Origin of the sequence: Streptomyces alfalfae, assembly GCF_004127445.1 — a bacterium.
GTDB classification, from domain to species: Bacteria; Actinomycetota; Actinomycetes; order Streptomycetales; family Streptomycetaceae; genus Streptomyces; species Streptomyces alfalfae.
The window spans coordinates 728,436-740,515 of sequence record NZ_QEXM01000043.1 but is presented as its reverse complement, the minus strand read 5'-3'; the positions used below and the strand labels follow the sequence as shown (position 1 = coordinate 740,515).

Annotated in this window: 8 protein-coding genes and 1 pseudogene; 6 read left to right on the top strand and 3 right to left on the bottom strand. The window is 73.7% G+C overall.

Annotation, left to right across the window (positions count from 1 at the left end; genetic code table 11):
* Positions 1–60: 60 nt before the first annotated feature.
* The 3 genes and pseudogenes from DCW30_RS26320 to DCW30_RS37645 all read left to right on the top strand — a co-directional run bounded on the left by DCW30_RS26320 (position 61) and on the right by DCW30_RS37645 (position 2,198).
* Entirely contained in the window at positions 61–1,443 is a 1,383-nt protein-coding gene (locus DCW30_RS26320) for a bifunctional transcriptional activator/DNA repair enzyme AdaA (RefSeq protein ID WP_076688754.1), read from the top strand.
* Between the two features lie 77 nt (positions 1,444–1,520).
* Positions 1,521–1,616 (top strand): annotated as a pseudogene (locus DCW30_RS38300) (zinc-ribbon domain-containing protein); the annotation flags it as partial.
* A gap of 180 nt (positions 1,617–1,796) precedes the next feature.
* Positions 1,797–2,198 (top strand): hypothetical protein, encoded by a 402-nt coding sequence (locus tag DCW30_RS37645; RefSeq protein WP_237283364.1) that lies wholly within the window; start codon positions 1,797–1,799, stop codon positions 2,196–2,198.
* A 43-nt stretch (positions 2,199–2,241) separates the two neighbouring features.
* On the opposite strand, the gene DCW30_RS26310 is transcribed toward DCW30_RS37645, so the two are convergent.
* Positions 2,242–5,310, bottom strand: a complete 3,069-nt coding sequence (locus tag DCW30_RS26310) for an ATP-binding protein (protein ID WP_076683947.1) — start codon at positions 5,308–5,310, stop codon at positions 2,242–2,244.
* Positions 5,311–5,530: 220 nt separating this feature from the next.
* On the opposite strand from DCW30_RS26310, the gene DCW30_RS36870 reads away from it, so the two are divergent.
* Positions 5,531–6,142, top strand: a complete 612-nt coding sequence (locus DCW30_RS36870; protein WP_162933554.1) for a hypothetical protein — start codon at positions 5,531–5,533, stop codon at positions 6,140–6,142.
* Positions 6,143–6,557: 415 nt separating this feature from the next.
* Here the strand turns inward: DCW30_RS36870 and DCW30_RS26295 are convergent, their stop codons facing one another.
* Both DCW30_RS26295 and DCW30_RS26290 read right to left on the bottom strand, forming a co-directional pair.
* Complete coding sequence (locus DCW30_RS26295) at positions 6,558–7,040, bottom strand: DUF456 domain-containing protein (protein WP_062773330.1); 483 nt, start codon at positions 7,038–7,040, stop codon at positions 6,558–6,560.
* A gap of 41 nt (positions 7,041–7,081) precedes the next feature.
* Positions 7,082–8,086, bottom strand: a complete 1,005-nt coding sequence (locus DCW30_RS26290) for a helix-turn-helix transcriptional regulator (RefSeq protein ID WP_076683946.1) — start codon at positions 8,084–8,086, stop codon at positions 7,082–7,084.
* A 404-nt stretch (positions 8,087–8,490) separates the two neighbouring features.
* Here DCW30_RS26290 and DCW30_RS26285 point away from each other — a divergent pair, with 404 nt between their 5' ends.
* Together DCW30_RS26285 and DCW30_RS26280 are read left to right on the top strand one after the other, a co-directional pair.
* Positions 8,491–10,251, top strand: coding sequence for a protein phosphatase 2C domain-containing protein (locus DCW30_RS26285; protein WP_076683945.1), 1,761 nt, complete (start codon positions 8,491–8,493; stop codon positions 10,249–10,251).
* An 83-nt stretch (positions 10,252–10,334) separates the two neighbouring features.
* Complete coding sequence (locus tag DCW30_RS26280) at positions 10,335–12,077, top strand: pyruvate dehydrogenase (RefSeq protein ID WP_062773340.1); 1,743 nt, start codon at positions 10,335–10,337, stop codon at positions 12,075–12,077.
* Positions 12,078–12,080: the final 3 nt, after the last annotated feature.

Genomic DNA, 12,080 nt, shown 5'->3' with positions numbered 1-12,080 from the left:
AGGGCCGTGTCCGAAAGCCGCCAGCGCGCTCGTTGGCGTCGGCGCACACTGGAGGGCGTGATTGATGAAGAGACCAGGTACGAGGCCGTGCGGAGTCGGGACGCGCGGTTCGACGGGGCGTTCTTCTTCGCTGTGCGGACCACCGGGATCTACTGCCGGCCGAGCTGCCCCGCCGTCACGCCCAAGCGGCAGAACGTGCGGTACTACGCCACGGCCGCCGCCGCTCAGACCTCCGGGTTCCGGGCCTGCCGGCGCTGCCGGCCCGACGCCGTGCCCGGGTCCGCCGAGTGGGACGTGCGCGCCGATGTCGTCGGGCGCGCCATGCGCATGATCGGTGACGGGGTCGTCGACCGGGAAGGCGTACCCGGGCTCGCCGACCGGCTCGGCTACAGCGCCCGGCAGGTGCAGCGCCAGCTCACCGCCGAGCTGGGCGCCGGGCCCGTCGCCCTCGCGCGGGCCCAGCGGGCCCACACCGCGCGGGTGCTGCTGCAGACCACCGATCTGCCCGTCACGGAGATCGCCTTCGCCGCCGGGTTCGCCAGCGTGCGGCAGTTCAACGACACCATCAAGGCGGTGTACGCCCTCACTCCGACCGGCCTGCGCGCCGCCGCCCCGAGGACGGGGGCCGCGCGGGCCACCCCGGCCGCCGGCATTCCGCTCCGGCTCGCCCACCGGGGGCCCTACCAGTCCGCCGCCGTCTTCGACCTGCTCGCCCGCGAAGCGCTGCCGGGCGTCGAGGAGGTCGCGGGGGAGCACGGCAGCCGTACGTACCGGCGTACTCTCCGGCTGCCCCACGGGACCGGCATCGTGGCCGTCCAGGAGAGCCGCGACCTCGGCACGCCCACCGCCGCCGTGCACCGCGGCGGCTGGCTCGACGCCCGGCTGCACCTGACGAACCTGCGGGACCTGACCACGGCCGTGCAGCGCCTGCGCCGCCTCTTCGACCTGGACGCCGACCCCTACGCCGTGGACGAACGGCTCGGCGCCGACCCCCGCCTCGCCCCGCTCGTCGCCGCCCGGCCGGGGCTGCGCTCGCCGGGCGCCGCCGACCCCGAGGAGTACGCCGTACGCGCGCTCGCCGGGCGGGAGCGGGCCGCGCGGCTCGTCGAGCGGTACGGCCGCGCCCTCGACGCCCCGTGCGGCCGGCTCACCCACGTCTTTCCCGCGCCCGACGCGCTCGCCGCCGAAGCGGGGCCGGTGGGCGCACTCGCCTCCGCGCTCGCCGAGGGCGCCCTCCGCCTCGACGCCGGGGCCGACCGCGACCAGGCCGAGGCCGCCCTCGCCGCGCTGCCCGGCATGGACCCCCGTACGGCCGCGTACATCCGTATGCGGTCGCTCGGCGACCCCGACGTGGCCCCGCCCGGCGAGACCGAACCCGTCCTCGACGCCTGGCGCCCCTGGCGCTCGTACGCCCTGCGCCATCTCAGGGCGGCCACCGGGTGACGGGCCGAGGAGACCGCCGAGTTGCCTCGGGAAAACCGCCGGTGTTTGCTGGAAGGTGAGTGGGGCCGGTCGATCGGATGACGGAAGCGCCCGCCATGAGCGATTCATGGATGTGCCCGAGCTGCGGCGGCGAGAATCAGCCGAACGCCGCTTTCTGCGGCTACTGCGGCTACAAGGTGGCCCACGCTCCCCCTTCCGGCCGACCCGATTCCGGTCCACCTCCCCCGCCAGCGGGCCCGTGGCCTGATCGGCCCTCCGCTCCGCCTCCCCGCGCAGCGCACGTGGCCCACGCCGCGCATGCGGCACCTGGTGGGACCCGGGCCCAGCCGTCCCCGCTGCCAGGGGGCGGCGCCATGGTCGAGGGCCAGGTGCGCGCGCTGACCAGCCGCACCGAGCGGCAGGGGGAGTCCGATCACTCGACCGTATGGACGTTCCGTGTGGAGCGGTACGACGAGGCGGGTGATCGCATCTCCCTCATCCCCGTGGAGATGAGGGGCTATCGGTTCGAGGGGGCGATCCACGACGGTGACTGGGTCCGGGCCGGCGGTCGCAGAAAAGGCGGGACGCTGCACGTGAACCGGCTGGAAAACCTCACCACCGGTGCGTCCGTACGCGCCAAGGGCATCTCGAAACCGGTAATGATCATCGCGTGCGTCATGATCGCCTTGATCGCCGCGTTCATCGCATGGAACTTCTACGGCATCCTCTTCGAGGCCCCCGACGTTCCCTCCGACTACCCGTCCGACTTCCCCTGAGCAGGCCTCCCTGAGCGGACTTCCCCTAAGCGGGGTCCGGCGCTCATTCGCTTCCGTCGGCGGGCCGGGCGAGCAGGGTGTCGATGATCCGCCGCGCCGAGCGCGGCAGTTCGGTGGGGTCCGCCGCGATCATCTGCTGGGCGAAGCACAGACCGACCCGCCGCCTGCTCTCCGAGATCCGGGCGCTCTGCTCGGGTGACGCGTCGTCAGGCGCGTACTCCATCAGTTCGTACGCCACCGCGTCGCAGACCCCCCACGTGGCCTCCCGGTCGCCCTCGCCCCGGTCCGCGGCGTCCGCCGCCGCCCAGGACGCGTCGTAGCGTCCCGTCGCGACGACGTCGGCCGCCGCTCCCCGGTAGAGGCAGGTGTGGTCCGGACACACCGCGTCGCAGCCGGGGTACGGCGGAATGTCGCAGGCGTGCCGTGCCGTCGCGAACGCACGGAACGTCTCGACCGCCGCGGCGCGGCTCCCGGCCGGAGCGAGCAGCGCCAGCCGCAGCAGTTCGGCGTATTCGAGCGTCGCGCTGTACGTCCAGCCCGCCCGCGCGCCTTGCCTCTCCGCGTACCAGTCGGGTGCGTGCGAGGCCAGGCAGCGCAGCAGCGCCGTCTCGTCGAGCCGCGGCGGGCGACGGGGGCGGACGGTCTGGACGAGGTCCGGCCAGGTGCGTTCGAGGCTGTCGGCATCGGCCAGCAGGGACAGCGCGATCCGGGTGAACGTACGGCGCACGCCGCTGTCGTCGAGCAGCGCCCGTGCGGCTTCGCACTCCCGGGAGTGGCCCACGCAGACCGCCGCGCACGAGGGCCTGGCCAGCCAGTACGCGTCCCATCCGGCCGCCCTGCGCCACAGGGCCATGGTGTCGCGCACCGCGCCGTCGTCGGTCTCCCGGATCAGCCTGTCGTCCTTCGCGGGCGGGACCTGCACGAGCACGGGGGCGTCGGCGCCGTGCCCGAAGACCGCGGCCCGCCCGACGTCCAGCGGGACGAGGGCCTCGGACTGCTTCTGGTCCATGCCCATGGTGGTCGCCAGGGCGAAGCGGTCATCGGCGGCGACCGTCCGATGGGCGAGTTTGAGCAGGGTGTTCTTGAGGACGGACGGGTCGAGCCGGGTGGGTACTTGATCGGCGATGACGACGCCCTGACCGTACGCGCGGATCTCGGACAGCAGGTTCGAGAACGTCTCGACCGCGCCCGCGCGCGGATCGGCGACGTTCTCCCCCCGCACCGGCCGCACCGCGCCGAGCAGGCGGTGCGCCTCCTCGACGACGAACAGATGAGTGAGTGCCGACCGCTGCCCCTGCGCCCTGCGGTGCTCCGCGAGCCGGATGAGGAGCAGGCCCATGACGAACGCCTTGTCGTCGTCGCTGCCCATCGCCTCGAGTTCCACGACGGTCGGAGCCGCGAGCAACTCGGCCGTCGGGAAGGACCGCGGTACGTCGAGCAGCGCGCCCTTGCCGCCGACGCGCAGGCTGTTGACGCGTGTGCTGAGCGCGGCCTCGACGTTGGCGGTGACGTCCGCGTCGTACCCCAGGGAACGGCTGACCGTGGGGATCTTCGTGACGAGGTCACTGAGGGTGGGGCAGGCGGACCAGGCCGCCGCGTCCGGGTCGAGGCGGTGGTTCGTGTCGGTCCGCAGGTCCCAGCCGCGGTCCTCGTACACCTCGTGCAGACAGCGTTCCAGCACCTGCGGCAGCGGGACCCACATGCCGAACGCCCCCTCGAAGGCGGCGCGCAGCAGGTCGATGTGCGCGGCGACCGAGACGCCCTTGGGCACCTCGAAGGGGTTGAGGCGCAGGGGCGAGACGGTCTCACGGCCCAGGGTGAAGACGCGCAGTGACGGGCCGACGGCCGGGTCGCGCAGCAGCGCGCGGTACTCCGCCTTGGCCGGCTCGATCACGAGGAACGGGACGCCCGCGGCGGCCACTTGGCGGATCAGGTGGAGGACCGAGTTGCTCTTGCCGGATCCGGTCACCCCGGCGACGAAGACGTGCCGGGCCAGCGAGTCCAGCGGCACGGCGAACCCCGTGCCGCTCGGCCGGTCCCGCTCCACGACCGAGCCGATGTCCACGCCCGGGCCGGTGAACGGGGGTGACACCACGTCGAAGCGCGGCACGACGCGCACACTGAACCCCGCGGTCTCCAAGGCCGGCAGGCATACGTAGGAGGCGAGCTGGGCGGAGCTCAGCAACGTCTGGGCGTTGTACGGGTGTTGGTAGCCGCTGGGGCCGGGTCGTTCCGGACCGTCCGGCAGCGCCCAGCCCGTCGCCAGCTCGGCGACCGTCGGATGGGTGACCGTGCGGACCGCTTCCGGGACCAGGGGTCCGCCGGAGAAGACCGCCCGCCAGGCGCTGGTCAGCGCCGCGAGGTCTCGCGGGTGCTCGCCGAGCAGGTAGACGGCCGTCCGCCAGCCACCACGCCGCTGGGCGTCCGCGAGCGCGTCGAGGCGGCTCTCCAGCAGCGTCTGGTAGTGCTCGGCGAGCGGGCTGCGCCGGTCCGCGGCCTGCACGGCGGCGGCCACCGCGCGGATTTCGTTGAGGACGCGGTTGCGGTCCGCGCCGAGTTCGTCGGCGCCGGCCGGCGCCGCGAGCACGAGCGCCGCCCAGCGGCGGCCCGTCATCGACCGCACGAGGCGGTCGACGGGCAGCGCGCCGTCACGCGGATCGGCCACGGGCGGGGCGGGCACGCCCAGGCCCACGGCGCCGTAACCGAGTGCCGGGGTCTCGGCTGCCGCGGCGGCGGTGTCCACGGCCGGGTAGGAGGCGTCGAACACGGCGAGCAGCATCGCCTGCCTGGCGTCGAGCGCCGCGTCGCTCACGCCGTCCTGCGACCACGTGCCGAGCCGCACGCTGACGCCTTCACCATGGCCTTCCAGCAGGAACGCGATCGGGACGCCGGCTCCCGCGAGGCCGACGAGCAGCGGCAGGGTCGGCGGCTCGACCGGCGTGCCGTCCACACGCGGCGGCGCCGGACGGGTGGGCTGGCCGACTCCCGCGATCCGTACGACGCGTCGGCAGTGCGGCGGTCCGGCCGTCGCCGTCTCCCCGGGCAGTTCCGGAACGAGCCAGGCGCGCTGGAAGTAGTTGACGGTGGCGGTGGTGATCGGGTCGGTGACCATGGGAATGCCTTGCTCAGCTTGGTCCTGCCGCAGGCGGCGGCCTCTGTTCCCACCTCCTTTCAAGGTAGCCGAGGTGCGGGGCATTTGCCTCTGCACCGCGCTCGCGGTGGCGAGGCCTCCGTTCTCATAATTGCTGTAAGGGGAGTTCTGCCGGCGGCAGCTTGCAGCTCGGGCGGCGACGGAGCCGCTGTCCGGTCCACCGCGATGCGGGGTGACGGAAATGGCTGATCGATCCCAGGAGAACAAGAACAAGGGCGAGCAGGAGAAGAAGCCGGAGGGCAAGGGGGAGCAGCAGAAGAAGCCGGAAGGTAAGGGGGAGCAGCAGAAGAAGCCGGAAGGTAAGGGGGAGCAGCAGAAGAAGCCCGAGGGTAAGGGGGAGCAGCAGAAGAAGCCCGAGGGTAAGGGGGAGCAGCAGAAGAAGCCCGAGGGTAAGGGGGAGCAGCAGAAGAAGCCCGAGGGTAAGGGGGAGCAGCAGAAGAAGCCCGAGGGTAAGGGGGAGCAGCAGAAGAAGCCCGAGGGTAAGGGGGAGCAGCAGAAGAAGCCGGAAGGCAAGGGGGAGCAGCAGAAGAAGCCGGAGCAGAAGAAGGAGCAGGAGAAGAAGGAACAGCAGAAGAAGGAGCAAGAGCGGAAGGAGCGGGAGAAGAAGGAACAGCAAAAGAAGGACGCGGAGAAGAAAGAGCTGGAGAAGCGGAACGAGCAGGCCAGAAAGGAGCAGGAGCGGAAGGAGGCCGAGAAGCGAGGCAGGGAGCAGGAATTCCAGAACAGAATGGATGAGGCGCTCAGGTCCCAGGGGACGGGCATCAAACCCGCGCCCGGCGAGCCGCCCCACTAGCCCCCCCCGCCGGGCCCAGGCCGCAGGCCTGCCAAGCCCCGCCGGGCCCCAAGCCGCAGGCCCGCCGGGCCCCGGGCCGCAGCCCCGCTGGGCCCCAGGGCGCGAGTACGGCCAAGCCCGCCGAGCCCTGCCGGACCTCCAGGCCGCAGCCCCGCCGAGCCCCAGCCGCGAGGTAGGCCAAGCCCGCCAAATCCCGCCGGGCCCCCGGGCCGCAGCCCCAGACGCGAGGCCGACCAGACCCGCCAGGCCTCGCCAAACCCGCCGAGCCGCAAGGCTGCGAGACCCGAGATCCGAGACCCAAGACCCGCGACCCGAGGCCCGCCAAGTCGTCCGGTCCGCCCGGCCCAAGGCGGGCCCAGCCAGCACCCGCCCCCCGCTCCGCCCCCGCCCGATCCGGACGGTGACGGCAGCGGGCCTACCCCCAGAGCACCGCCCCCAGCCACGCCCCCAGAATCAGCAGGCAGGCGAACAGTTCGGCCAGGACGCTGGTGCCGCCGTTCCGCATGGCCGTCCGTGTCGCCGTCACCGCCTCGCCGTGGCGGCCGAGGCGCAGCCGTTCCCCGGTGTAGATCCCGGCGACGAAGCCGGGCAGGGCGCCGATCACCGGGATCACGCAGAAGCCGAGCAAGGCCCCGGCCCCCGCGAAGACGGCCATCCGGCGCGTCGCGCCGCTCGCCCGCAGCCGCCGCGCGGGCAGCTGCCAGCGCACGGCCTGTGCCGCGAGGAGGACCACGGACGAGCCGACGAGAATCGCCCAGGCGAGGCCGTTCGGGTCCTGGAGCGCCCACCACAGGACGGCGGCCCACACCAGCCACGGCCCCGGCACACCGGGTACGAGCACCCCGCACAGGCCGAGCAGCATCACCACAGCGACCAGCAGGAGTTCCCAGACTCCCATCTGCCCAGAATGCGACAGATCCCGCCGAACCGCAGGTCAGCTCAGCCCCGGAGCGGGCGGGGCCGGCGTGCCACCCACTGGCGCTCGTACGCGTGCCAGCCCAGTTGCAGCCGCGTCGTCACGCCCGTCAGCTCCATCAGCCGCTTCACCCGGCGCTGCACCGTGCGCAGCCCGAGGTCGAGCTGCTTGGCGACGCTCGCGTCGGTCAGGCCCGCGAGAAGCAGGGAGAGGATCTCCAGGTCCGTGCCGTTGGGGCCCTCGGGCGCCTCTTCCGAGACGGTGCGGCCGTCCTCGCCGATGCGCAGCGGCAGCGCGTCCCGCCAGACCGCCTCGAACAGGCCCGCCAGGGATTCGAGGAGGCCGCTCGCGTGCACCACCAGCGCGGCGGGCTCGGCGGTGCGCGAGGTCAGCGGCACCATCGCCAGGGCGGCGTCGGAGATCACCAGCTTGGTCGGCACGCGGTCCACCACCCGCACCTGCTCGCCGCGGCCGATCGCCGCCGAGAGCTCGACGAGGCCGGTCGGCATGTCGAGGACCGAGCGCTCGACGACCACGCGGTAGCGCACGCCGCGGCCCGCGGCCACCTCCTCGGCGTCGTTCTCCATGCCGGAGACGGCGATGGGGCTGCCGGTGACCAGCGCGCACACCTCGTCGCTCGCCCCGAGCTGGAGCTGGAGGAAGCGCTGCGAGACGGCCGCCGCGCCCGTCACCACCTCGACCAGGTCGTGGACGGTCGGCTCGACGGCCTGCGCGCGGTACTCCTCGGCGAGCAGGGTCGCCGCCAGCTCCGCCTTCTCCAGCTCGTGCCGCCGCTGGGTCAGGAGCGCGCCGAGCGCGACGCCGGGCGGAGCCGCCACCCAGCGCCCCGCCCGGCCCGAGGCCTGCGCCGCGAGGCCGTGCCGTTCCAGGCGGCGCAGCGCCCGCTCCGTCTCCGGTTCGGCGAGGGTGAGCCTGCGTGCCAGATCGGGCACGTCGGCGGCGCCCACCGCCACCAGGGCCCGGTACGCCGACTCGTGCGTCTCGTCCAGACCTATCGCTGCCAGCATGCGGCGACGTCCCTCCCCAGGCTCCGTTCCGACGGCCCGATCCGGCGGCGCGCGGCGGGAAGCAGCCACGGCGCGAACCCGCCCCGGAACATCATCCCCCGGCCGGGGATCACGCATACGGACCGGCCGCCCCTCGCGGGCGGGCCGTGGATTGAACCCGCCGCCATGGGGAACGCGGGCCACAGGCCGGGCGCGCCCACCGGTGTCCGGCACACAGACCGTGGCCCGCGCGTGCGACGTACGACGCGCGACGGCCACACCGGCACCGCCGGGCGGGCCTCCCGTGGGGGGTGGGTCCGCCCGGCGGCCCTCGGTGTCCCCGGAGCGGCCCCGCCGCCCCCGCCATGGCCGGAATTTCCGGAAGCACCGTTTTCGTGGGGGCCGCGCCGTGGAAAATTGGGGGCATGAGCCAGCAGGGGGAGAGGCGCACCGGTCGCGACGACGACTGGTGGGGGCAGCTGTACGACGACGCCACGCAGGACGTGGGACCGGCGCCCGCGCCGGACACCCTCGACGACCGGTTCGCCTCGGTGGCGGACGCGGTGCAGGAAGCGGCCCCGGTGCGGGAGGACGCCCCGGGGAGGGAAGACGCCCCCGCCGGGCCCGCTCCCGCTCAGCCGCTCCCCGCCCAGCGTTCCGGCGACTCCCCGGGCGACGGCCTCCCGGAGGCCCCGACGCAGGCTCCGGAGAAGGCCCCGAGAGAGGCCCCGGCGCAGGCCCCGGAGGCCCGGGAGAAGGCCCCGAGGGAGGCCCGGGAGAAGGCTCCGAGAGAGGCCCCGGCGCAGGTCCCGGAGGCCCCGACGCAGGCCCCGGAGACCCCGAGGGAAGCCCCGCAGAAGACCCCGAGAGAGGCCCCGGCGCAGGCACCGCAGGCCCCGCAGGCCCCGCAGAAGGCCCCGAGGGAGGCCCGGGAGAAGACCCCGAGAAAGGCTCCGGCGCAGGCACCGCGCGAGGCCCCCGCGCAGCCGGCGCCCGAAGCCGTGCCGCCTCCGCGAAGCCCGGCGCGGCCCGCCACGCCGCCCACCACCCCCGTCGCCCCCGCCCCCTGGGAGCCGCCCGAGGGGCCCAGGGGTCCCGTGACGTTCGGGTCGGGGGCCGGGCCCGTGGTGTCCACCGAGGAGCCCGGGGCAGCCGCCGACGGCGGGCTCCGGGAGGACGGCGGACTCCGGGGGCCCGAGCCCCGCTCGGCCGGGATCGGCGCCGGGAGCGACTACGTGGGCGACGGGCCGCCGACCTACGAGGCCGAGCCCACCGCCCTGCCCGCCGCCGACCCCGACGACCTCGGCGATCTCGTCGCCGACACCGTCCTCGACGGCGCGAGGTACGGCACCTGGACCCTGCGCGCCGCCTCCCTGCGCGGCGACTCCGCGAGGTACCGGGGCGAGCCCCGCCGCGACTTTCTGCTCACCGCCCGCTTCGGCAGCGGCGACGACGCCCTGCTGCTCGTGGCCATGGCCACCGGCGCCCGCGCCACCCCCGGGGCGCACCGGGCCGCAGCCGAGGCCTGCGCCTGGATCGGCAGGGCCGTGGGCCGCAGCCACCGGCGGCTCGCCGAGGACATCAGGGCCGCCCGGCGCGGCGACCTGAAATCGGGGCTGCACCGCCTCACCGACCGCAGCCTCGGCAGGCTCCGCGCGCACGCCGCCGACCTCGGCCTCGACCCCGGCGAGTACGCGGCGTCCCTGCGCTGCCTCCTGCTGCCGGCCGACCCCCGGTGCCGTACCCGCGTGTTCTTCGGCGTCGGCGCGGGCGGCCTCTTCCGGCTGCGGGACGGCGCGTGGCAGGACATCGAGCCCCGCGTCGCCGAGGCCTCCGGCGAGGCCGTGGTCGGCTTCGGCTCACCGCCCCCGCGGACGGCGGAGGGCGACCGCCTCACCATGGACCTGAACATCACCACGCCCCCGAGCCCCTACGAACCGGCCGCGGAGCCGCCCCGCGAACCGTTCCGGTTCCGTGCCTCCGTCGGCCGGCCGGGTGACACGCTCCTGCTGTGCAGCGGCGGCCTCGCCGAGCCCCTGCGCGGTGAGCCGGAGCTGCCCGAACACCTCACCCGCAGATGGCACAAGAGCGGCCCGCCGGGGCTCGCGGACTTCCTGGCCGACGTCCAGGTGCGGGCCAAGGGGTACGCGGACGACCGTACGGCCGCGGGCGTCTGGGAGGCATGACCGCCGTACCTGTGAATTCATGGACCCAGCGGGGGAACGAGGACCGGGTCCACGGATCACCAGGCTGGAGAGGTGCGTACGGCATGGCCAAGCAGAACATCGCCGAGCAGTTCGTCGACATTCTCGTCCGCGCGGGCGTGCGGCGTCTGTACGGGGTCGTCGGAGACAGCCTGAACCCGGTCGTCGACGCCATCCGCCGCACCCCGGACATCGACTGGATCCAGGTCAGGCACGAGGAGACCGCCGCCTTCGCGGCCGGCGCCGAGGCCCAGATCACCGGGAGGCTCGCCGCCTGCGCGGGCTCCTGCGGCCCCGGCAACCTCCACCTCATCAACGGCCTGTACGACGCCCACCGCTCCATGGCGCCCGTCCTCGCCCTGGCCTCGCACATCCCCTCCAGCGAGATCGGGCTCAACTTCTTCCAGGAGACCCACCCCGACCGGCTCTTCCAGGAGTGCAGCCACTACAGCGAGCTGATCTCCAGCCCGAAGCAGATGCCCCGGCTGCTCCAGACCGCCATCCAGAACGCCGTCGGCCAGTCCGGCGTCAGCGTCGTCGCGCTGCCGGGCGACGTCGCGGGCGAACCGGCCCCCGCCAAGGCCGCCGAGACCGCCCTCGTGACGTCCCGGCCCTCGGTGCGCCCCGGTGACGCGGAGATCGAGCGGCTGACGAAGATGATCGACGCCGCCGACAAGGTCACGCTGTTCTGCGGCAGCGGCACGGCGGGCGCCCACGCCGAGGTCATGGAGTTCGCCGAGAAGATCAAGTCGCCGGTGGGCCACGCCTTGCGCGGCAAGGAGTTCATCCAGTACGACAACCCCTTCGACGTGGGGATGAGCGGACTGCTCGGCTACGGCGCCGCGTACGAGGCCACCCACGAGTGCGATCTGCTGATCCTGCTCGGCACGGACTTCCCGTACAACGCGTTCCTGCCCGACGACGTCAAGATCGCCCAGGTCGACGTGCGCCCCGAACACCTCGGGCGGCGCTCGAAGCTGGACCTCGCGGTCTGGGGCGACGTCCGCGAGACGCTGCGCTGTCTGACGCCGCGCGTCTCGCCGAAGACGAACCGCAAGTTCCTCGACAAGATGCTCAAGAAGCACGCGGACGCGCTCGAAGGCGTGGTCAAGGCCTACACCCGCAAGGTCGACAAGCACGTCCCGATCCACCCCGAGTACGTGGCGTCCGTCCTCGACGAGGTCGCCGCCGACGACGCGGTCTTCACCGTGGACACCGGCATGTGCAACGTCTGGGCGGCCCGCTACCTCACCCCCAACGGCAAGCGCCGCATCATCGGCTCCTTCAGCCACGGCTCGATGGCGAACGCCCTGCCGCAGGCGATCGGCGCGCAGTTCGTCGACCGCAGGCGGCAGGTCGTCTCGATGTCCGGCGACGGCGGCTTCTCGATGCTGATGGGCGACTTCCTCACCCTCGTCCAGCACGATCTGCCGGTGAAGGTCGTCTTGTTCAACAACTCCTCGCTCGGCATGGTCGAGCTGGAGATGCTGGTCGCGGGCCTGCCCTCGTACGGCACGGACAACCACAACCCCGACTTCGCCGCCATCGCCCGCGCCGCCGGCGCCTACGGCGTCCGCGTGGAGAAGCCCAAGCAGCTCGCGGGCGCCCTGAAGGACGCCTTCTCGCACAAGGGCCCCGCCCTGGTCGACGTCGTCACCGACCCGAACGCCCTCTCCATCCCGCCCAAGATCAGCTCGGACATGGTGACCGGCTTCGCGCTCTCCGCGGGCAAGATCGTCCTGGACGGCGGCGTGGGCCGGATGCTCCAGATGGCCCGCTCCAACCTGCGGAACATGCCGAGGCCCTGAGAG